Below are 22,613 nucleotides of genomic sequence, written 5' to 3' on the forward strand. Positions count from 1 at the left end.
CTCACGCTCGCTCCAGTTAGTCCCACGTCGTCCCAGTGGCAGGATTCATGATTGTCGCCTCGAGCATGCACTGGTGGTCATTGGCTAAGGCGTGCATTTGCGCGAGCAGCTCATCCAGAACCTCATCAAGGTGCTCCGGGCTGTCATGTGTGATTGTGATGTGATACTGCGTTCCTTGCTCATTGAGCCTGGCCATGGCCCAGTTGGCAAAGCACACGCGCTCGATAAGCTCACGGACTTTCTTTATGCTGCGCACTTGGCTGTTATAGCGCTCCAACCGAAGGGTCACCTCCAGCAGTGTCGATTGCGCCAAAGAAGGAGCGGCCTGATGGCCTTCCAGGCTCTGCTCTATCCGATGCTGGGCGAACGGGTCAGGTGCATCGATGTAGCGCATTGCGGAATGAACGTCTCGCCATCCCACATACTCCATCAAAGACTTTGTGTCCCAGCGCTGGCCATTGGCCCAGCTCGCAAACCCTCGGCGCAAAGAGTGGCTGCTGAAAGCGTCTGAGCCCTCTATGCCTGCCGCTTGGCAACAGGATCTGACGATGGTGATGATACTGTTCGGATGCAGAGCTTCATTCGCAAGTTGGCCCCAACGGTTAATGGCCCGAAATACCGGCCCTTGCTTGATCTGTGCCGCGTTAGTCCATTCCAAATAGGCTTCTACAGGACACAGTTGCCTGAGGGCCGGCGCTTTGAAGTAACGCCCTTGCCCGGAGCGGTCGCTTTTGGTGCGGGGCAGGTAAATCTCCATGCCCGAGCCAGGCTCCACCTGAATATGCTCCGCATGGAGCCGCCCCAACTCGTCGCTGCGAAAGGCCCGCCAAAAACCGATCAGCATAAGTGCTTTGTTGCGAAGCGGTTGCAATGGCAACCGGTGTGTATCTTGTCGAGCAATCTGCTGGTCCAGGTGCGATACGATGGCCGTCAGCTGCACCAACTGGAGGGGTCTGGCCCGCTTTTCTGGGGCAGGGTGCAGTTCGGCAATGCCCTTGAGCACCTTTTTAACATGCGGTGCTTTGGTAGGATCGGGAAAACCTTGCTCAAGGTGCCAGGCCGCCAGACCCGCCAGTCGTTGGCGCAGGGTGTTTAGTGAATGAGCGCGCGCGTGGTCAACCAGGTAACGTGCAACACTGTCGGCCGTGGCCGGCAGAAACCCGCCCCATTCGTCCTCAAAGTGGCGGACTGCTCCTTGGTAGGCTTTGCGAGTATTGGCGCGGGTGCCCGCGCGTATGTAGTGGTCAATGCTGCTCATGCCGACCTTTTAATTTTGGCGAATTATGGACTTAGCGTCCCCAGTATTTCCAGAGCCGCGACGTCGAACGTATAGACGCCTTCAAACGCTTGGCCCCACTCGCGTGCTTGGCGCATGGCTTTATTCACAACGAGTGCGTCGGGAAAGTCAGCGCTCTTTTTCTTGCCACCGACCTTCACCGGCCGCGCCTTCTTATAGTCATTCAGAGCACGCCACACAGTCTGCCTATCCTCAAAGACAATGTTCGGCTCTGCAAACAGCGCACTGATCACGCCAGCAATGGCCTCGCGGTCAAGCTTGTAGCGCTTACCCGTTAGAACCCACATTGTCTCCACCAACACGACATCCGTCACCAGAGCGGGTACAGAGCCCGTGATCAGTGATACGGCCTTATGCGACTGAGCCTTATCGTCCAGCAGTAGGTAACGAAGCAGCACATTGGTATCAATGGCAATCACGCACCGATACCGTTTTGGCGGGAATCGTCCTCACTCACCTGGCGATCCACACGGATGCCCTTGAGAATCCCGCGCGCGGCTCCTGAGACCTTTTTGATGATGGTAATGTGGCCATCGTTGTCCACGTAGCTGTCGTATTCATCACCAGGCTCAATGCCCGCCAGCCGACACTGATCCACAGGCAAGGTGATTTGTCGTTTTGAGCTGACTTTTGGCATGACTAGAACCCTTTACATTAATCAATAGAGTAAAGACTACCGGCCTCTTTGCTTCAGGTCAAGAAGTAAAGGAAATGGCGCTGACCTCGATCTAAACCCTCAGACAGGGCGCACTCGCTCTACAAAACCGATTGATCATCGGTTTTTGTGCTTCTATACTCTAGCTCATCTTCTCACGACCCGTCGCCGGAAAACCTGTGACTCAAGACACCCCTGATAAACTTGCCATTCCACCATTAGGCACTCTCGAAGTAGCGGTGCTGGTACATCTGTGGCGAGTCCCGGAGGCGTCCTCCAAAGAGGTACATGCTGCCATTGGTGTGGCGCGCGGCATTTCAGTGAATACTGTGCAGTCCACATTGGAACGGCTGTATCGGAAAAAGCTGCTAAAGCGCTTCAAGGCTAGCCATGCATTCCGGTATGCCCCACAGATGGCCCGTGAGCAGCTGGTAGCCGGTCTGGTCAACGAGGTGCTCAGCCGCTTCGGCGGCGATACCGCTTCTTCGCTGGCGGCGTCCGTCGAAGCGGCGAATTGGCTGAACGAGGAAGCCTTGCATACGCTAGAGGCTGAACTTAAAAATATGCGTACGCGCGGCGAAGCTCTTCATGTGCGGTAGCATTTTTTGACCTTACAGATGGCTCGACAGGATCCAAACACCGGCTCCGATTAGTGTCAGCCCGTCTAAGATCTCGGTCTTTTGGCCAATTAACGATCCAATTGCCCGTCCCAACATCACTCCAAGCGTAACCATAACGGTCGTCGCCAGACCAATCAGGGCCGCCGCAGTTCAGATGTTGACGTTGATGAATGCCAGGCCAATACCTACAGCCATGGCATCCATGCTCGTGCCGATGGCTGTCAAAGAAACCTTGAGAAATGACTGCCTGGAGGGCTTCGACACTTCTTCAGCGCTGGGTTTCAGGCCTTCATAAAGCATGTGCAGCCCTAGAGCAACCAATAGCGCAAACGCTATCCAGTGATCCCACGCCTCAACGTAAGTCGATGCCGATTTACCAAGCAACCAGCCGACTAAAGGTGTTGCTGCTTCAATTGACCCAAAGATAAGACCCATTCGCAGGGCTCCGCCCGCCCCTTTGCTGATCGCGGCGGCAAAGGCATCGGTGGACATCGCAAGGGTAAGCAAAAGGAGAGCAATCGGGTTCATGCGGTCTGCTCCGGCCGGGCGACTCGAGTCTACGAAAGACCCACACGCCCGACTTCCGGCATGGAGCTATCGATGGTCTCGCCAACCGAGAGGTGTTTGCACCATTGCGTCCCAAGGTCCACCACCTCTCGAGATTGGGGAAACCGAACAGAATGCGGGTTTTGACCTAAGGGTTTCCTTAGTGGTAGTGTCCCGGCCTTAGTTTGGAGAGTCTGTCCGCTTTGATGAAGAATCGTTGGGTAACAATCGTTTTAGCACTGGTGATTGCTCTGCAGTCACTGGCGGCTATTGGCGATACAAACCAACCTCATTATTCCACGACGCCTCATCATGATCACGAGCACTCTCAGGAAGTGGCCGTAATTGACTTTAGCGCTCTGGGTACAGAGTCGTCTTCCTTCTTGTCTGACTCTTCACCGGACCACTCGTCGGACCATAGCCATCAAAACCATGCCCACTTTCACGTAGTGCTGGTGAGCGTGGCAACGGATATTGTCATTTCGGCAGGCGGTCAGCTTCTGTCCGCCTACCAAGCCAGCCATAATTCCGTCACGTCACCCTCTTTGTTCCGCCCTCCTATCGCATAATCCTACGATCTATCCCGCTCGGGACACACTTACCATTTAGATCTTCGTAGGAGAAGCTCCATGCTTTTTTGCAAGCCCATGGAAACTGGGCGGCGTTTACAGCCGCGCCAGAGCTATTTTCAAATATTGTTTCTGTTCACATTGGTGTTCAACGTTACCACTACTCACGCTGAAGAGAGGCCCATCAGCCTTGCCGACGCGCTGTCCCGAACAATGGCGCAAAACCCCAGTCTGCAGGTGTTTGACTTTCGACTGCAGGGGCTCGAGGGACGCCGACTGTCAGCCGATCAGGCACCGGCCTATGTGGCGGGGCTGGAGGTGGAAAATGTCCTCGGTAGTGGTGACCTTAGGGGGGCTGACAGGGCCGAATACACCTTGTCGCTTTCTTCGGTCATTGAATTGGGAAGCAAGCGTCAGGCTCGTACTGGCGTTGTGAACTCCCGATATGACCTCGTAAAGGCCGAACGGGAAGCCAAGACTCTGGAACTTTTGGGCGAGGTGACGCAACGCTATGTCGCCACTCTGGCTCTGCAGAAAAAGCTCGATTTATCCGCTCAGGCCATGGCGTTGAGCGAGACAACCCTGAACACAGTTACCCAACGCGCCAAACAGGGCGCTGCACCTGAAGCCGAAGTTTTACGCGCCAAGGCGGCTCTTGCCCAAAGCCAGCTCGCCCACGACGCTCTGCAAACCGAGTACGAGAAGCGGAAAGTGGCACTGGCCTCACTGTGGGGGGAAACACGGGTGGATTTTCAGCGGTTGCAGGGCGACCTGTTCCGGTTTGAGCCTAGCGAGCGGTTCGAGGTGCTCTACCAGCAAGCGCGGGAGAGCCCAATGATTCGAGTCTATGCCAGCGAGCGGCGTATGCGCGAGGCTGAGATCCGCCTGGCACGAAGCCAATCGGAAAGTGACATTCGCTGGCAGCTTGGTGCTCGTCGTTTCGAGGAGTCGGGTGAAGCTGCGCTGGTGGCGGGAATATCCGTGCCGCTGTTTTCCGGATCTCGAAACCGGGGTGAGGTGCAATCGGCCATGGCGGCACGCAATGAGGTGGAGTACCGCCAACAGAGCGCGCTACTGAAACTCCACTCCCTCTTGTTCGAGGCTTTTCATACCCGTCAACAAAACATTGATGCGGTTGAGCGGCTGCGCTCCACTGTCCTGCCCGATCTCACGAAAGCCCTCGAGCTTACCCAAAAAGCCTATGAGCGCGGCCGCTACAGCTATGTTGAGTGGACCGCCGCACAGCGTGAACTGCTTTCGGCCCGCGAGGCACTCGTCGAAGCAGCCGCAACGGCGCTGCTCAATCAAGCTCTTATCGAACAGCTCACGGCGCAGCCCATGACTCAAGGCCACGCCCGCTAACCAAACACAGGATTATTGAACCATGCAACTGATAAAACCACTCTACTGGATACTGGTGGCCACCTGTCTGGCCGCCAGCCCCCTGCTAGCGGCGCAAGATCGGGACGATGCTTCTAACGAAGCACAACAGACCGTGCCTGAAACCAAAGGACCTCATGGTGGCCTCTTGCTTGAGCGGGACGACGCTACCGTCGAACTGCAGATTTTCGAGCAAGGTGTTCCTCCAGAATATCGTGCCTGGGTGACAAAGGACGGTAAGCCCATGACCGATGGGGTTGACCTCAACGTTCAACTCACTCGTTTGGGCGGACAAGAGGATACTTTTGATTTTGCCTTCCAGGGAGACTATTGGCTGGGGGATGGCGTGGTGACCGAGCCACATTCCTTTGATGTGGAAGTCACGCTTGCCTTGAACGGTAAACAATACCAGTGGCAATGGGAATCCCACGAAGGTCGTACCCGCATTGCAGCCGACATTGCTGAAAAGGCTGGAATCCGAACAGCCGAGGCCGGTCCGGGCTCGATTGAGCGAACCTTGACCACTTATGGGCAACTGACCACCGCGTCGGAGCAAATCGCGCGGGTGCGCGCCCGCTTTCCCGGCGTCATTACCAGAGTCAATGTTCGTTTGGGAGACCGTGTTGCCAAAGGTGATCTGCTGGCGCAAGTGGAGTCCAATGAAAGTCTTAAAACCTATGATCTGCGCTCACCCATGGATGGCGTGGTAACCGAGCGCCAGATCAGTGTGGGCGAAATCGCCGGTGACCGGCCTCTATTTGCCATCGCCGATCTGTCCACCTTGTGGGCGGAGCTTCAGGTATTTCCGGGCCAGCGCACCAAGGTGGCGGTCGGCCAGAAAGTTCTACTGCAAGCCGAGGGATTTAATCAGCAGGCTAACATTAGCCATCTGCTGCCTTCCCCAAACAATGCGCCCTATACCCTGGCCCGAGTGAAAGTGGACAACCCGGACGGCACTCTGAACCCAGGCTTGTTGGTGGCGGGGGATATAGTGGTAGAGACCCTTGAGGTGCCACTGGCGGTCGAGAACCGGGCGCTGCAGCCTTTTCGGGATTGGAGCGTGGTATTTATCCAGGTGGGAGATACTTATGAAATTCGCCCACTGGAGCTAGGCCCCAGCGACGGCACTTTGACTGAGGTACTGGGTGGGCTACAAGCGGGTGACCGCTATGTAGTGGACAACAGTTATCTGATCAAGGCCGATATCGAAAAATCCGGCGCATCCCACGACCACTAACCCAGGAGGCTATGATGATAAATGCCATCTTACGCTTCTCGGTAGAGCGGCGGTTTTTAACGTTATCCCTTATTCTGGTGTTGGTCGGTGTAGGCCTGTGGAGCTTTCAGCGCCTGCCGATCGATGCGGTACCAGACATCACCAACGTCCAGGTGCAGATCAATACCGAGGCTCCGGGGTATTCCCCCTTGGAGGCTGAGCAGCGGATCACTTTCCCGGTGGAAACGGCTCTGTATGGTTTGCCTAATTTGTCCTATACCCGCTCAATATCCCGCTACGGTCTGTCCCAGGTCACAGTGGTATTCGAAGAGGGTACGGACATTTATTTCGCCCGAAACCTGATCAATGAACGCCTCGGCACCATCAAGAATGCCCTGCCACCGGGCCTGGAGCCGGAAATGGGTCCCATCGCCACCGGCCTTGGCGAAATCTTGATGTACACGGTCGAAGCGCGGCCCGGCGCCACTCAAGAGGATGGCAGTCCGTTGGACGCCACGGCACTGCGGGAAATTCAGGATTGGATTATCAAACCCCAACTGGCACAGGTGCCTGGGGTGATTGAGATCAACACCATCGGTGGCTACAACAAGCAGTACCACGTCACGCCCTTCCCACAACAGTTGCTGCAATTTGGCGTCACCATGGATGAACTGGCGGACGCACTGCAAGCCAACAACACCAACCGCGGTGCAGGCTATATCGAGCGCAAAGGGCAACAGCTGCTGGTCCGTTCACCTGGACAGTTGGCCTCCATCGCTGAGATTGAACAGGTGGTTATCGCTAATCGGCAGGGCGCACCGGTAAAAGTCAGTGATGTGGCCGAGGTGGCCATTGGCAAGGAACTGCGCACCGGGGCGGCGACCCGCGACGGCAAGGAAACGGTGCTGGGCACGGCCATGATGTTGATGGGAGAGAACTCCCGCTCAGTCGCGCAGGCCGTGGCTGAAAAATTGAAGGCCATTCAGCCTTCACTCCCCGAGGGGGTAAAGGTGGAGGCGGTGTACGATCGCACGACTTTGGTGGACAAGGCCATCGCCACGGTGGAAAAGAACCTGCTCGAAGGCGCATTGCTGGTGATCGTCGTGCTGTTTCTGTTGCTCGGCAATCTACGCGCCGCTCTGATCACGGCGGCGGTAATTCCTTTGTCCATGCTCGCCACCATCACTGGCATGGTGCAATCGGGCGTATCGGCCAACCTGATGAGCCTTGGGGCGCTGGATTTCGGCCTGATCGTGGATGGTGCGGTGATTATTGTCGAAAACTGCATTCGGCGGTTGTCCCAGTCCCAGCATAACGGCCAGTTGCCACTGCGGGAGCGGCTCCAGCTGGTGTACGAAGCCACCAACGAAGTCATTCGCCCCAGTCTGTTCGGTGTCGCCATCATTACCGTGGTGTACTTGCCGATCTTTTCTCTCACCGGCGTTGAGGGGAAGATGTTCCACCCCATGGCGGCCACTGTAGTAATGGCACTGTTATCTGCCATGGTTCTGTCGCTGACTGTGGTGCCAGCCGCCGTTGCAGTGTTACTTCGAGGCAAAATCAGCGAAAAGGAAAGCCCGGTAATCAGCGGTGCCAAATCGGTGTACAAACCAGCGTTGCTTGTCGCGATGAAGTTTCGCTGGCTGGTTTTGGGGTCGGCAACGGCGTTGGTGGCGGTATGTATCTGGTTGGCAACTACCTTAGGTTCGGAATTTATTCCGCAGCTCGACGAAGGGGATATCGCGCTGCACGCGCTGCGTATTCCTGGCACCGGACTTGAGCAATCCATCGCGATGCAGACTCAGCTGGAGGAGACGCTGAAAACGTTCCCGGAAGTGGATAAGGTAGTGGCCAAAATCGGCACTCCGGAGGTGGCTACCGATCCCGTTCCTCCGAGCGTGGCGGATAACTTCGTGATAATTAAACCGCGCGACCAGTGGCCCAATCCCGACAAAACCAAGGATCAACTGGTGGCGGAGATCGAAGAAGCCGTGACCCAACTGCCTGGCAACAAATACGAGTTCACACAGCCCATCGAAATGCGCTTTAACGAGCTGATTTCCGGTGTTCGGGCTGATCTCGGGATCAAGGTGTTTGGTGATGATATGGATCAACTGTTGGCGTCGGCAAAGGCCGTTCAGGAGGTGCTTGAGACCGTTGAAGGCGCGGAGGATATTCTAGTCGAACAGGTCACGGGGCAGCCGATGTTATCGGTGCACCCCAAGCGCATGGCATTATCGCGCTACGGCCTGAATGTCGAAGACGTGCAAGCGCTGGTGGCAACCGGTGTTGGCGGTGAGAACGCGGGCCTGATCTACGAGGGTGACCGTCGCTTTGAGTTAGTGGTACGCCTGCCGGAAACCGTGAGGCGTGACATCGACAGTTTGGCCTTTCTGCCCGTTCCCTTGCCGGACGGCGGCTATGTGCCATTGTCGGAAGTGGCAGAGCTGGAGCTGGCACTGGCACCAACCCAAATCAGCCGGGAAAATGGCAAGCGCCGGGTAGTGGTGACCGCCAACGTGCGGGACCGCGACTTGGGTGGATTTGTCGAAGAAGCACAAGCGCGCATCGCCCAGGAAGTGGATTTACCGGATGGGTATTGGCTGGATTACGGGGGCACCTTCGAGCAACTGCAGTCGGCCAGCGCACGTCTCGCCATTGTGGTACCGATCACGCTGGTGATCATCATTGGCCTATTGGTCATGGCGTTCGGTTCGGTGAAAGACGCCTTGATTATTTTCACTGGCGTACCGCTTGCGCTCACTGGCGGGATTTTATCCCTGTGGTTGCGGGATATGCCGCTGTCGATCTCCGCAGGCGTGGGCTTTATCGCGCTCTCTGGCGTCGCAGTTCTCAATGGTCTGGTGATGGTGGCTTTTATTCGCGACCTGTGGCACGAGCAGGGCGACCTGATGAAAGCGATCGTCGAAGGTGCCCTGATCCGCCTGCGACCGGTACTGATGACGGCCTTGGTCGCGAGCCTCGGCTTTGTTCCCATGGCGCTCAACACTGGTACCGGCGCGGAAGTCCAGCGACCGCTGGCGACGGTGGTGATCGGGGGAATTATTTCCTCGACGTTGTTGACGCTATTCGTGCTCCCGGTGCTGTATGCACTGTTGCACCGTAAGAAAGCGGAAATTTAGCGAACCAGCAGGCTCCGGGCACGCCTGGAGCCTGTTTCCGCAAGGAAACCCTGACGGGCGCAGCACAACTGTGGGCGCGCCCGCCACTCAATTCCATAATCACATGTGATTACTTCGATCACCTCCAAAAAAATTGAAGGTATTATGCTTAAACTCCTACCTGAATCAGTGACTCCGCTCGAATATAGCACCCTGAGCCTTGGTTGGCTCACGCCTAACTCATTTTTGAAGCCAGTTTGGTTGTGTTGAGAGCACGGTCGTCATTCTACCGATTGTAACGGCTGCAAACCGGCCCTGCTTTGATTAAATATCGATCAAATTGTGATTCTCAGGCACGGGCGATCTGCCCAACAAGATGATCGGGGTGAGATCAAGCAACGAATCGATCTGAGTTGTCTACCCGGGAGACGAAAGGCCTCGATAGAGGTCACGATAAACGACAAAACCCGGGCAATGGCGGCCAAAGCGCAGGAACCGTTGCCTACTGCTGTGGATCAGGCGACAGGCCATGTACATCAGCTCCTGCATCACGGTCCTCAGGCGGCGGCGTTTGGCCGGGTGGCGCACAGGTGCATCCGGGCCGGTGAGCCTCAGTCCCATCCAGCGCAGTACGTTGTAGCCCAGCGTTGCAAATGCCATCACCAAGTTGTTGGTGGCGAACTTGCCAGAAGGCAAGCGCTCCAGATCCAGATCGGTTTTGAACTCACTGTGGAACTGCTCACTGGTGGCATGATCGCAATACAAGTCTATAACCTGCTGGTTGCTGGCAACACTCACTGGCAGTGATGTCACCCAGCCTTCCAGACTGACTTCCGGTTCCAGATATAACTGGCCCTGCGCATCACTGGTGCGAACCGTCACTTTGACGACCCGGCGAATGCCGGGTTCGTCCGGTAGTTCTTCCGACAGAACCGCTTCCATTTTGCCGCAGCGGCCCAGCGTCCAGACTTGCTGCTCCTGAGCTTTGTCAGCCCAGACCAGAGGGTCTTGTTTACGAGGATTCCACTTGATCAGGAAATCCACTTGTTCTTGCTGACTCAGAAAATCCCGGTTGTCGCGGGCATCGTGGGCACTGTCCAGACGCAGCAGGATGGGCGAACCAGTCAGTGACCGGGCCCGGGGTAAGACGCGTTTCAACGTTTCCAAAAAACCGTTATTGGCGTGTTGGCTGCCGGGGCGCAGTTCACACCCTAGACACCAGCCTTCCTGACCAAGGTAAGCAGCAATGGGCGCATAGCCGTCGTGCCCCTTGTAGGTGTAACTGACGCCTTCCTTGTTCGTCTGACTGTTATCCATAGGGAAAACGTCCATGTCCAAGGCCACATGCCCCATTTTCAGGGGAGAAACTGGGGCTTCGACGGACTTCAAAAACTCACAGCTGGCATCCTCCAATAAGGGCGTGAGCGCCTGGGCATCTTCATCAAATCGCTGCCGTAATCGGGCCGAGGAGGGCGATTGTTTAATCCCCATAGCGTCTTTAAAAAAGGGATCTGTACGCGCTGACTCCACGGCCTCGAAATCGCTCTTGCCGAGCGTGATCAAGCCCAGATAGGTCCGGATCAGGTCGATGTTCGGAATACCGTGACGCTTGACCACGGTGCGGGCGGTTTGGGGCAGCGACGTGTGCCGATTCAGGCAGTGGCCCACCAGAGCCAGCCCGCCGTGGGGAGTGTAGACTTCGGTCTTTGATTGCTGGAGGGTGAAGGTACGCATGGGCCGATGCACTGACTGGGTGAATGGATGTCAGGTGCGATTATACTGCTTCAGGCCTTGCGGTTGCAGGTCTGGGGATTAAATTAGACCGTGTGAAGTCACGGATTCAGGTCCTAATTATCATCATTACGTCCCTTGCCAGTGTTGCGGCCTGGGCGCATGGCATGTCGGCGGAAGACCAAGCCCGGATACTCAATGCGGGCTACCTGGAATACATTCGGCTTGGCGCCACCCATATGCTTAGCGGCTATGATCATTTGCTGTTTCTGTTCGGTGTTATGTTCTTTTTGACGCGCTTTAGCGAGATCATCAAGTTCATCACCGCCTTCACCATCGGTCATTCCATTACCCTGGTGTTCGCCACACTGTTCGGAATTACCGCCAATTACTACCTGATTGATGCGGTGATTGCGCTGACCGTCTGTTACAAAGCCTTCGACAACCTCGGCGGCTTTCAGAAACACTTGCAAATGAAATCCCCGAACCTGACCTGGATGGTGTTTGCCTTTGGTTTGATCCACGGGTTTGGCCTGTCCACTCGGCTTCAGCAGTTGCCGCTGGGCGACGATGGTCTGGTGTTCAAAATATTATCGTTCAATGTCGGCGTCGAAGTGGGACAGATTGTGGCTTTGAGCATCATGCTGGCCGTGCTTATGGTGTGGCGAAAAACCGCATCGTTTGAGCGCTTCAGCAAAGCTTCCAACGTGGGGCTGATGCTTGCCGGTGGTCTGTTGCTGCTGATGCAGTTACATGGGTTTCAGCACACGCAGTACCCGGATGATTTTCCGCTCAACCGGGATGATCACCAACATACCCACGAAGACATGGCGGATAAAAAAGCACCGCTATCGAGCTACCCAAGACGCCTCGAATTACGAGGGCCATCCGCCGACACAGAGGGCGAAGAGCCGGCTGAACAAGCCAGTGAACCTGAAGTCCATCGCCACGAGGACGGTGAACCCCACTCCCATTAATCATATTAAACTTCGAGGAACCCTTATGAAGCTCTTTACTGCCATTTTCACACTTGTTTTATTGGTCGGATCTCAACAGGTGCTTGCACACAGTGACCATGCCCATAAGTCGATTTCAGAAAAATCGGCGCTTGAGCGTGGCAGAGCGGCAACTATGCAACTAACCGAAAAAGACGCAGGCTTAGGCTTCGGAAAGCTTCCCGAAAGCTGGGAGGTAGTTCCTGAAGACGCCGTAAAAATCCATAAGAAAGGCAGCGGTTATTTCATCGTATCGGTCACCAATCGGGCTGAAGCTCAAACACTTTACGTGCTCCTATCGAGTGACGGGGGAGTTTACGATGTAAATTTTACGGGTGAATTCGACGGTTTGGAGTAGAGCATACATGACATGGCATTGGATCATAACCAAATATCTGATTACCGCCGCCGTCGTGGTAGTGGTTTCCGAGGTCGCCAAACGCAGCGACAAGCTGGGCGCTTTGGTTGCGGCATTACCGTTGGTGACGATTCTGGCGCTGATTTGGTTGCACGTAGAAACGCACTCGACAGAAAAAGTGGCGAATCACGCTTGGTATACGTTCTGGTACGTGGTGCCGACACTTCCGATGTTTTTAATATTTCCGACGTTGCTGCCCCGAATCGGCTTTTGGCCTACGCTGTTAGCCAGTGCTTTGGTGACCGCAGCCTGTTTTTGGCTATTTTCGTTACTGGTTGGGCAGCTTGGCATTGAATTGAAGCCGTAGGGAGTGTTACCAGCGTTTTTGTCGAACGAACATCCGCAAAACGGGGCGAGTGTAACGCTGGCCTCGTTCGCGGTTCCCGTAGTGTGGGCACAATTCAGAGCGGTGCAAGACACTTTTGAGTTATTCCCTTGAGTACAATCGAAAAGAGCTGTCCTAATTGACAGAGCCGCTGTAGCGTCAATTCGACAATTACGTCCAGTTTGGCCTCTTGCAACGTGTCTAAATAGACTCCATCTGTACGCATTTTGGCGTCGAGCTGAAGAAAATTCACCCTAACATAAGATAATCTATTATTATCCTGTGTCATATCTAAGCTATACAAAGTCTAAAGCACGAGCTAAAATCGTATGTATATACATAGTGCGTAATACAGTACGAAATAAGCAGGAGGGAATTCCATGGCACGTGGCGGTATCAACAAAGCACTGGTGACCAGGGCCCATCAGGCCGTTCTAGCCAGGGGGGAAAACCCCTCCATTGACGCGATACGTATAGAGCTCGGTAATACCGGCTCCAAATCAACGATTCATCGCTATCTCAAAGAGCTGGAGGAGGAGGCGTCCACCAGACTCGACGATGAGGCCCTATTGAGCCAGCCCATTAAGGACCTCATTGCGCGCCTGGCATCGCGCCTTCAGGAAGAGGCCCACGGCATCGTCGAAGAGAGTAAAAGCCGCTATGAACACCAGATCAAAGAGCTCTCTGACCGCTGCACCGCGCTCACTCAAGAGGCTGGCCAGCTGGGCGATCAGCAGAAAGTGTTGGAATCGCGCCTTGATGAGACGAGTGCGCAACTGGCTGCCAAATCCGCAGCCTGCGATGCCTTAGATAAACAACTCAACGAGGCGGGTCAGCGCGAGGCCAGCACGACGGCGCTGCTCAAGGAAAAGCAGGCTCATATCGAATCCCTTGAGGAAAAGCACCGTCACAGCCGGGAGGCACTGGAGCATTATCGTGAATCGGTGAAAGAGCAGAGGGATCAGGATCAGCGCCGGCATGAGCAACAAATTCAGCAGCTTCAGGCCGAGATTCGCACGTTAAACCAGACAATCTCCGTCAAGCAGGGCGACCTGACCCAGCTCAACAAGGATAACGCGCGCCTGGTGAGCGAGTTGGGCGCTGCGCGCAAAGCAACACAGGACCTCGAATCGAAGCTTAATCGGACTGACGCGAAGCTTGAAGATGCCAATAAGCAATTGCAAACCCAGACGACGGATCTGCAGCAGTACGCCGACAGCGCTCAGCGCCAGGCCTCGCAAATTGATGAGCTGACGCAACGCCTTGAATCGGCGCAAAGCAAGGTGCAAGATTTTACCGTCAGCCAGGCCAAACTGGAGACTGAGCTATCGGTTAAGAACGATATGATTGAGCGCCTAATGGCTGAAAACCGGCGCCAATATGACGCACCGGCTACGTAAGCGGGAGGTGATCCAGAATTACTTATTGGCTGTCCCAGATTTTCCTTTGAAATCAATGAGATGCAGAGTTAGTGGCTGAATTTTACAGTTTTACCGACCGGCCTCAAACTGGAGGCGGAGCTATCGGTTAAGAACGAGATGATTGGGCGTCTAATGGCTGAAAAGCGGCGTCAACACGACAAACCAGCCACTTAAGGAACGGGGCTACAGAGCCTTACAAGGTTTTCAGTATTTCCACTTGCAATCAACGATATACAGAACATTCGGCTAAATTTAGCACTATTACCGGCCGCACCTCGTGAAGAGCGTAGGGGAAGGTATCAATGAAAGATCAAGGGTTTCTGAATAGCGAAAATATTTTTGTTATCAATAGCTTATCTCAACTTTGGCGGATATTTCCAGAATCCCGTCCGACCCTCGACTACCGCCTAACGGATATAACCACGGCTGATGAGTCGCAGTTACTGTTCCAATCCTACGGCGACGAAAACGCCAGCGAGCCATTATTTACTCGTGAGCTCGTGTTGGATCTTTATGGTCGTAAATGGCAGATCGACTTCAACAGCACGGCCGAGTTTGATTCCAGTTTGCCTGGGCACGCCTTGATGCTGGCAGCGGGTACCTGCATCTCGTTGATGGTTTTCTTATTGGCGTCCTTGCTGACACTGAGGCGTGATCAGGCTGAAGCATTGGCTTCGCGCATGACGCAAAAGCTGCGCGCCAGTAACGAAGCCTTGCAACAAAGTGAGGAACGTCAGCGCTTGGTGCTTAAGGGCAGCAATGATGGTTGGTGGGACGTCAATGTTGAAGAGTGGCGTTTCATCGCGTCTGCCAGGTCGCTGGAAATGCTGGGTTATCCGCAGCAGCGTGGTTTCCAGGCACTACATCGATGGCAATCGGTTATTGCTCCCACAGCTCGCCATGCCTTGCTCACCGAGTTGAAGGAAATAATTGAGTCTGATGCGGTGTCCTTTGCTCTGGAAACCCGTTTTACTCACAAAAATGGTGAAGAAGTGCCGCTGTTACTACGCGGAGCTATCCAACGTGATGCTCAGGGTAAGGCAGTCAGAGCAAGCGGAACCATGTTGGATCTGACTGAGCAGAAGCGCGTCGAGGCAATGAAAAGCGAGTTTGTCTCTACTGTTAGTCACGAACTGCGCACACCACTGACATCTATTTCCGGGGCGCTCGGCATAGTCAATAGTGGTTCTCTTGGTCCGGTGCCGGACAAAATACAGAAAATGCTGGAGATCGCTCACGCCAATAGCCTGCGTCTTAACCATCTGATTAACGACCTGCTCGATATGGAAAAGCTCGCAGCGGGAAAAATGTCACTGGATATGCGCGTGCAGCGGATAGACACATTGGTAGATGAGGCCATTACCGCAAATCAGGCCTATGCAGAAGTTCATGGAGTCGAGCTGAACCATAGTGATGCGGAGCCTTACTGGGGCAACGTCGACGGCAACCGATTGCAGCAGGTCATAAGCAACTTCTTATCCAATGCGATTAAGTTCTCACCTCCATCCGGGCAAGTAACGGTGCAAATGCAGATCCGAAAGGATCAATTGCGTGTGAGCGTTACTGACCAGGGCAGCGGTATTCCAGAAGCATTTCAAGCACGTATTTTCGGTAAATTTGCCCAGGCAGACGGTGCGGATAACAGACAGAAACCGGGTACTGGACTCGGGTTGGCTATTTGCCGTGAACTCATGTTGCAAATGGACGGTGCGGTCGGTTTTGACTCGCCCCCTGGCCAAGGGGCTACATTTTGGTTTGAGTTGCCATTGGCCGCTGATCCGAGCACGGATGACAGCATAGCTGCCAGTGATTTGAACGTTAGCGTTCTGGTCTTGGAAGATGATGAAACGGCCGCGCAGTTCATGGACCTGCTCTTGCGCCGCGGTGGCTATGAGCCGGTTATCGCCAATAACCTGCGCCAGGCAAAACAGTTGCTGGAGGAGTCAACGCCCTGTGCATTGGTTACCGACTTACGCTTGCCTGATGGGCATGGTCTTAGCCTGATCAGAGAGCTTCGCCAACGCAAGGAAACGCATCACCTACCGGTATTGGTGGTGTCGGCCTACTGTGATGAGGGGCAGCGCCTGTTGGATAGCAACGTAAAAGGTATTGCCTGGCTGGATAAACCGGTCGACGAGTCCAAGGTGGTACCGCTCCTGATGGGCCTGATCAAACGTATGTAGATGTCATCAAGCAGGAGCTAAATGGCGGAGTGCCGGTGGCGCTCCGCCATGAATCAAAACTTAAAGAGCAGCCAGGGCCGCATCATAGTTGGGTTCGTGGCCAATCTCGCTGACCAGTTCGCTGTGCAGCACTTTGTCATTCTCATCCAGCACAACCACTGCTCGAGCAGTCAGTCCTGCCATGGGGCCATTTTCAATATCAACGCCATAGTCGCGGATGAACTCACGGCCGCGCATAGTCGAAAGGTTGACCACATTTTCCAAACCTTCTGCGCCGCAGAAACGCGCCTGGGCGAAGGGCAAATCGGCGGAGATGCAGAGTACAACCGTGTTTTCCAGAGCGCTGGCCTTGCTGTTAAAGGTACGCACTGAAGTCGCACAGGTGGGTGTATCAACACTGGGGAAAATATTCAGAATCTTACGCTTGCCGTTGAGGCTGGAAAGGCTGACGTCGCTCAAATCCTTGGCTACCAGACTAAAAGCAGGTGCGCTATCGCCCTTGGCCGGGAGTTGACCGCCAACAGAAATGGGATTACCGCGCAATGTTACGCTAGACATGGTGACTCCTTATTGATGCCTCAGGCTTTGCACAATGCTGAGCCCGCAGGTGAAATAGCAACCCGTCAGGGCTGCCATGGTGACTGGTAATAGCTTGTCTCAGAAGTCGATACGATAGAAGAAATCCAGCGAGCTGGCAAAGCCGCTGATGGCTTCCAGATAGAGTCGTCTGGTCAGGTCGTAACGCAATGCCAACTGGTTTGCTGGCTCAAACACGCCAACACCATAACGCACACTGAGTTTGTCGGTGATGCTGCCACTGGCAACGACTTGGGTGCTGGTACCTGAACCTTCGGACTCAACGGCGAAATCCTCCAATCCCAAGGTGTCACCGATCTTCTGGGTGATCGGCGCCGTACCTGCGAGCCCCAGCGCCAGAGCGGCCTGACCTACCATATTGCTGTCGCCCTCCTGGCCTAGCGGACGCCCCAGAACCAGATACGACATCGCCTCCTGCTGTGACATGGGCGGCTCAGAAAAAACGGTTGTGCTGGGGCTGTTGGCGTTGCCAGTGAGGCGCAATCCGGCAACCACCTCATCTACCTTGCGGATCGCTTCAATATTCATGTAAGGCTGGCTGATTGGACCAGAAAATAGCAGGATCGCCCGTCTTAAGGTCAGATCCTGCCCCAGCCGCTTGATACGGCCATCGAGTATGCGTAGATCGCCATTGGCGGTCATGTTTTCGCGCACGGCCAGCTGGCCCTTCAGGCGTCCGGTCAGCCCAAATGCAGAAAGCCGCAGTTGGTCACCTATTACCAACTGAATCCGAGCGGTAACTTCCAGCGGCGACTCGGTTTTCTCTGCAACTTGCTGGCCGACGATCACAGTGTCGTCCGAAACTCTCACTGCCTGTGCCGGTAGCTCGCGCACCGTTATATCGCCTTCAGGTATGGCGACCTTGCCGCTCACATGTAACGCATTTTGCCGTAATCCCAGCTGTAGCTCAGGACTTACCAATAAGTGGGCATAGGGCTCTACCGTGACGGGCAGCGAGCTGCCAATGAGCTCAAGGTTAACATCGAGGGGCGCCCAACCAACCTCACCCACCAGCTTTCCAGTACCTTTTTCGCCACTGCTCCAGTTACCGTCAATGCTTGCGCTCTGCCCCTGAACGCGTATATCAGCAGTGAGCTGCTCCAGACTAATGGGTAGCGATGGACCGCTCGCATGTCCATTTGTCAGGCGTAATTGGCCGTTGACGATAGGCTCACGCAGTACACCACCCAGCTCCCCCTGCCCGTTCAACTGTCCTTCCAGCCGTTGTACTTGAGCAATAAAGGGGCGCATAACATCAAGCTTTAACCCGGTTATTTGATAAGCGCCAGTGAGGGCTTGTTTGCCGCCTGGCTCCTGCACCTGGGCCTGGATGTTGAGTTGGCCAATGCTGTCACTTTTAAGTACCAAATCAGCATTGGCTGTCCTCGCCTGTAAACGAGTGGTTAATTCGAGCAGCTGATAAGGAAAGTCGACGCTTTGCTCTTCTTCAGTAACCTGAATAAGACCGTCCGCGCTGCGGATGCTGACATCGGCGATGGGAGCCTTGCCGACTGCCTGGCTGAACTCTATCCTGGCATTCAGCAAGGCCTGCCAGTCTATATCCTCAGGCATCCAGGGCTTAAGCGAAGCAAGATCAAAGTCCTGTAGCGTCATGGCGAGGTTGCGCTCAGGCATCAGCGTTTGCTGCCCGTTGAAACATAGTTGTGATTTGGCATGCGACCAGCAGTGCTCGCTCAGTTGCAGGCGTCCTGAAGCCATTACATAGCGCAGGTCCGCGCTATTTTGTAGCGTCCAATCGAATTGCTGGTAAGCAATGGCGCTCTGCGTCAGTTGCCCTTGCCACTGTCTGGCATTAAGGCTGCCGCGCAGGCGCGCTGTGGCGTCGACCAGCCCCTCAGTCAAATCCAGGGTCAGGCTGTGGTTGGCTCGGTTGCCATCAAGTTCAAGCTCAAGGGTGCCGAAGTCACTGTTACCGCTGCGCAGCCCTGCCGCCTTCAATTGCAGGCTAAGGGGCAAATCTTCAGAAACACGAACACGTCCAGCCAGGGTCAGAGCGTCTACGCGTGTATCTGCATAACCTGCGTCTTCACCAGCCAAGCTGAGCTCAATACCCGGGGCTTTTTCCGTTCCGCTGAAGGTGGCACGGCCTTGCAATGAGCCTCGCAGCTCTGGCCAGAGCGTGGCGAGCCGGTCCAGCTGGATATCCAGATAGCCGCTGACCTGGTTGCCCCACTGCCCTTCCCCGCTAATGCGGTTGTCACCCTGGCGCAGCAGCAGGTCGCTGATTTGCCATACGGATTGGCGTTTGTCGACTTGGCCTTGTGTTGCCAATGGCTGTTGACGCAGGCTGCCATCGATATCCCAACGGGCCTGTAGCTGCAGTATGTCTGCCTCGAGACTGCCTTCGCTGGTTAATTGCCCATTGAGCTTGCCAGGAAGTTGCGCCACAAAGATACCCGGGTTCAGGTCTTGCAGCTGAAACTCGCCATTCCAGGCGATCGCCGGACTCAAGGTTAAATCCACCGTGCCGGACGCACTACCGGCATCGGTGCTGAGCTTCAGCGAGGCGATAGTCAACGCCTGCTGATCGCCTTTGGCGCTGAGGTCAATATCGATACTCTGACCGGCGACGCCGGTCAGGCGAGCCTTGAGGTCGCTGTTTATCTGCTGGTCCTGCAGACTGGCTTGCATGTCCAACTGCTGCAAGGTTACATCGCCCAGGTCTTGCGGATAGAACCACTGCCATGGAAAGGCTTGCTGCAGACTGAGCTGCGCGCTCGCAGACAGTGTGCTCTCCCAATTTGCATCGGCTTTCAGGTGCAGTTTGCGGGCTGGCTCATCAGCCACAATCAACAGCAGATCGGCATTACGGACGCCGGTCGTCTCGGCCAGCGCCGAGAGCGCCAGCTTCACCTTGCCGCCCTGCCCTGGCAAGGTGGCACTGCCCTTTATCGCGTATCCATCCTTGAGATCACCCTCTGCGTCCAGCACCAAGTCATTCAGCGTCAAGCCCTCTGGTAGCGTCTGCGCTGCCAGAAATGCATCTCCTTGCCAATGCAGGTTAGCCGGCAGTTGGGTATCCAGCACTGCAGCCTCGGCTTGTAGTTGGCCCGATAGGTAACCACTGCTATCTATCGTCAGCTGTAGCTGCTTTTTTAGTGCCCCGCCGATCTGCAGATCAAGCGACCACTCGCGTGAATCTACCGGCGGCAAGTTGATCCGTCCACCCAGGGTCAGCGGCCAATCGTCTTGCATTTGCAATGCGCCACTGAGCTTCCAGTTCAGATCAGGTCCAACGCCGGAGAACTCACTGATAGCGAGTTGATCTCCTTTGGCATTGGCTTGCAGGATCAAGTCACTGAGCAAGGTCTTTTCGCCATCAAGCGAAATACGGTCAATACGAACGTCATCAAGCTCGATAGCTAGCGGCAGGCTAAACTCAGGCAAGCTGAACGGCTCGTTGGTTTTTGCCTCCTCAGTGGACTGGCTAACAACGGTGATGCTGTGACTGTGGAGGCGGTCTATGCACAGTCGCATCCCCAGCAAGCATGACGGTGACCAAGCAAAATCAAGCTGCTCAACGTCCAGCATCAGGCTGGTGTCGTGCCAAGCGATCTTGTCAAACTGCCAGCCATGCCAGAGGTCTCCGCCGACAAAGGCGAGTTCTAACCTTGGCTCCAGCACTTGCGCTTTGTTGAACAGCCAGCGGTTGAAACCTTCGCTGCCCAATAGCAAAAACACCAATAGCAGCAAAGTGACCAATGCCAGTACTGTGCCCAGTAAAGCTTTCAATACAAGGCGCATTACAGCTCTGGCCCCATGGAGAAGTGAATACGAAAGCCCTCTTGCGGATCAGATAGCGAGCGCGCCAAATCGACCCGCAACGGACCAATAGGCGACACCCAGCGAATGCCCAAGCCTACGGCGGTTTTAAGTGGATCGGTCGGCGAATCCACGGCATTACCGTAGTCGACAAAGGTCGCTGCCCGCCAACGATCAATGAACTCATACTGGTACTCCAGCGTTGAGGCCATCAGGTAGCGCCCGCCCACGGTATCGCCGGTATTGTCTACCGGTGACAGCGTTTGATAGGCGTAACCTCTGACGCTCTGATCGCCACCGGCGAAGAAACGCAGAGAGGGTGGGATGCTGCTGAAATCATTGGTGGCGACGGCGCCTAATTGCAGGCGAGTCAGAAACCGGTGCCGATCAAATACCGTATACAGCCCTTTGGCCTGAGCCATTACCCGGGCAAAGTCGACGGTAGAAAGAACACCTTCCTTCGCTCCCTGGACATCAAGCAGCATGCTGTAACCGCGTGCCGGATCGATACCGCCTGAGGTTCTTGTGCGTTGCAGCGCCAAACTGGGGATCAGCAGGTTACTTGTACCTGAGTCATCACCCAGGGAGAACACCTCATTTTGCAGCCGCAAACCAAGCGTGCGTTCCCAACCATTATCAAGGCGCTTGCGCAGTTCAGCCCCCACCGCAAGGCTGCGTGTCTCGACATTGTCTATATCTTCGTTCTGCCAACCGACGAAATAACGCAGGTTGCTGGTCAATGGCGGATCCAGTGGTACCTGATAAAAGGCACTGATCTGCTGCCTCGGGGCGGACAGCTCCGCACTGGCACCGCGGCTATGTCCTTGCGCGTTGAGCCAATGCTGATCCCAGGTTGCTTTGGTTCGCACGCCAACGTCGGTTGAAAATCCGCCACCAAATCCCAGCGAGTTGGGATCTCTTGCTGTCAGTTCAACTTCTACCGGAATAGTCCCGCCGGTGGCTTTATCCGGAGGAGCGATGACTTGAACGCCGCTAAAGTAGCCACTGGAGAGCAGGTCCTGATTAAACTGCCCTACCAGATCGGCGTCGTATGGCACGCCGGGTTTGAAGGGGATAAAACGATCCAGCAGCTCTTTGCTGAAAGGTGTTTCTGAATAGCTCACCTCGCCAAGCTTATAACGTTCACCCGTCAGGTAGGCGATGTCGATATCTGCCTGGTTGGCATCTGGATTGACTCTCAGCTGGTGCTTGAGGTACTGCCCGGAAAAATAACCGTATCGCAGTGCTCGGTTGCTGATCTGCGACTTAATGCTTTCGTAGTTGTCATGATTGAGCCGCTTTCCAGGCGCCAGACCGTCAGGCAGGGTAAGCGTAAATGCATCGGTGCCCCTGCCTTCGCCTTGAATATCAATATCGATTGCGTTGATCCGTACTGGCGTGCCGAGATCAACCTTGATGGTCAGCGTTGGATCTTGTTCGCTGCCGGACACAGCCAGATAGTTGCTGCTGTGATAATACCCTAGAGCCTGTGCTGCACGGGTTGCCTGCTTGTCAGCATGCTCAAACAAGCGTCGCAGCTCATCAGGACTCTGCGCCTCGACCGGGCCGATATAAGCTTCGATATTGTCTTTAACCGCTCGATTCTTGGGCTCGACCTCAACCACCAAGTCAGCCCAAGCGGTTGGGGCAAGCAATATCAGACCTAGCAGTAGTGGATTGGGTCGGGCCATGCGCTCCTTCCTGAACTTTGCAGCGGAGCAATGCTAACATGCCCGGCATTGCCAATTAGGGTCT

The 22,613-nt window shown here is 55.1% G+C and carries 16 protein-coding genes and 1 pseudogene; 9 read left to right on the forward strand and 8 right to left on the reverse strand.

Annotation, left to right across the window (positions count from 1 at the left end; translation table 11 throughout):
- Positions 1-16 precede the first annotated feature (16 nt).
- Genes EF096_RS08805 through EF096_RS08815 form a run of 3 tightly spaced genes read right to left on the reverse strand, consistent with a single transcriptional unit; the run spans position 17 to position 1,934 of the window.
- A complete protein-coding gene (locus EF096_RS08805) occupies positions 17-1,258 on the reverse strand; it encodes a site-specific integrase (protein ID WP_008169727.1) in 1,242 nt (413 codons plus the stop codon).
- A 23-nt stretch (positions 1,259-1,281) separates the two neighbouring features.
- Positions 1,282-1,716, reverse strand: a complete 435-nt coding sequence (locus tag EF096_RS08810) for a PIN domain-containing protein (protein ID WP_123889262.1) — start codon at positions 1,714-1,716, stop codon at positions 1,282-1,284.
- The gene (locus EF096_RS08815; protein ID WP_008169731.1) at positions 1,713-1,934 is read right to left on the reverse strand and encodes an AbrB/MazE/SpoVT family DNA-binding domain-containing protein; all 222 of its coding nucleotides are present in this window, start codon (positions 1,932-1,934) and stop codon (positions 1,713-1,715) included. Before EF096_RS08815 ends, EF096_RS08810 begins: the two co-directional genes overlap by 4 nt.
- Before the next feature lie 197 nt (positions 1,935-2,131).
- Here EF096_RS08815 and EF096_RS08820 point away from each other — a divergent pair, with 197 nt between their 5' ends.
- Positions 2,132-2,551, forward strand: a complete 420-nt coding sequence (locus EF096_RS08820) for a BlaI/MecI/CopY family transcriptional regulator (RefSeq protein WP_218565746.1) — start codon at positions 2,132-2,134, stop codon at positions 2,549-2,551.
- Positions 2,552-2,563: 12 nt separating this feature from the next.
- Here EF096_RS08820 and EF096_RS08825 read toward each other — a convergent pair.
- Positions 2,564-3,100: pseudogene (locus tag EF096_RS08825) on the reverse strand (manganese efflux pump MntP).
- A gap of 647 nt (positions 3,101-3,747) precedes the next feature.
- Between EF096_RS08825 and EF096_RS08830 the strand changes: the two are divergent.
- From EF096_RS08830 to EF096_RS08840, 3 genes are read left to right on the forward strand one after another with little or no spacing between them, the layout of a single operon-like run.
- Entirely contained in the window at positions 3,748-5,049 is a 1,302-nt protein-coding gene (locus EF096_RS08830) for a TolC family protein (protein WP_123889263.1), read from the forward strand.
- Between the two features lie 22 nt (positions 5,050-5,071).
- Positions 5,072-6,304, forward strand: a complete 1,233-nt coding sequence (locus tag EF096_RS08835) for an efflux RND transporter periplasmic adaptor subunit (protein ID WP_123889264.1) — start codon at positions 5,072-5,074, stop codon at positions 6,302-6,304.
- Between the two features lie 14 nt (positions 6,305-6,318).
- Positions 6,319-9,426 (forward strand): efflux RND transporter permease subunit, encoded by a 3,108-nt coding sequence (locus tag EF096_RS08840; protein WP_123889265.1) that lies wholly within the window; start codon positions 6,319-6,321, stop codon positions 9,424-9,426.
- A gap of 396 nt (positions 9,427-9,822) precedes the next feature.
- On the opposite strand, the gene EF096_RS08845 is transcribed toward EF096_RS08840, so the two are convergent.
- Entirely contained in the window at positions 9,823-11,139 is a 1,317-nt protein-coding gene (locus tag EF096_RS08845; protein WP_123889266.1) for an IS1380 family transposase, read from the reverse strand.
- A gap of 23 nt (positions 11,140-11,162) precedes the next feature.
- On the opposite strand from EF096_RS08845, the gene EF096_RS08850 reads away from it, so the two are divergent.
- The 5 genes from EF096_RS08850 to EF096_RS08870 all read left to right on the forward strand — a co-directional run bounded on the left by EF096_RS08850 (position 11,163) and on the right by EF096_RS08870 (position 16,478).
- On the forward strand, positions 11,163-12,113 hold the full coding sequence (locus EF096_RS08850; protein WP_218565745.1) for a HupE/UreJ family protein: 951 nt from the start codon (positions 11,163-11,165) through the stop codon (positions 12,111-12,113).
- A gap of 25 nt (positions 12,114-12,138) precedes the next feature.
- The gene (locus EF096_RS08855; RefSeq protein ID WP_008169744.1) at positions 12,139-12,489 is read left to right on the forward strand and encodes a DUF6488 family protein; all 351 of its coding nucleotides are present in this window, start codon (positions 12,139-12,141) and stop codon (positions 12,487-12,489) included.
- Positions 12,490-12,496: 7 nt separating this feature from the next.
- Entirely contained in the window at positions 12,497-12,856 is a 360-nt protein-coding gene (locus EF096_RS08860) for a DUF3147 family protein (protein WP_123889267.1), read from the forward strand.
- A gap of 398 nt (positions 12,857-13,254) precedes the next feature.
- Positions 13,255-14,274 (forward strand): DNA-binding protein, encoded by a 1,020-nt coding sequence (locus EF096_RS08865; protein WP_123889268.1) that lies wholly within the window; start codon positions 13,255-13,257, stop codon positions 14,272-14,274.
- A gap of 323 nt (positions 14,275-14,597) precedes the next feature.
- On the forward strand, positions 14,598-16,478 hold the full coding sequence (locus EF096_RS08870) for a hybrid sensor histidine kinase/response regulator (RefSeq protein WP_123889269.1): 1,881 nt from the start codon (positions 14,598-14,600) through the stop codon (positions 16,476-16,478).
- Between the two features lie 60 nt (positions 16,479-16,538).
- On the opposite strand, the gene tpx is transcribed toward EF096_RS08870, so the two are convergent.
- The 3 genes from tpx to EF096_RS08885 all read right to left on the reverse strand — a co-directional run bounded on the left by tpx (position 16,539) and on the right by EF096_RS08885 (position 22,549).
- On the reverse strand, positions 16,539-17,036 hold the full coding sequence (gene tpx / locus EF096_RS08875) for a thiol peroxidase (protein WP_123889270.1): 498 nt from the start codon (positions 17,034-17,036) through the stop codon (positions 16,539-16,541).
- Positions 17,037-17,135: 99 nt separating this feature from the next.
- Entirely contained in the window at positions 17,136-20,840 is a 3,705-nt protein-coding gene (locus EF096_RS08880) for a translocation/assembly module TamB domain-containing protein (RefSeq protein WP_123889271.1), read from the reverse strand.
- Positions 20,840-22,549 carry an autotransporter assembly complex protein TamA gene (locus EF096_RS08885; protein ID WP_218565744.1) on the reverse strand — a complete coding sequence of 570 codons (1,710 nt, stop codon included), beginning with the start codon at positions 22,547-22,549 and terminating at the stop codon, positions 20,840-20,842. Before EF096_RS08885 ends, EF096_RS08880 begins: the two co-directional genes overlap by 1 nt.
- Positions 22,550-22,613: the final 64 nt, after the last annotated feature.

The organism is Pseudomonas neustonica, from assembly GCF_003797945.1.
Classification (GTDB): domain Bacteria; phylum Pseudomonadota; class Gammaproteobacteria; order Pseudomonadales; family Pseudomonadaceae; genus Halopseudomonas; species Halopseudomonas neustonica.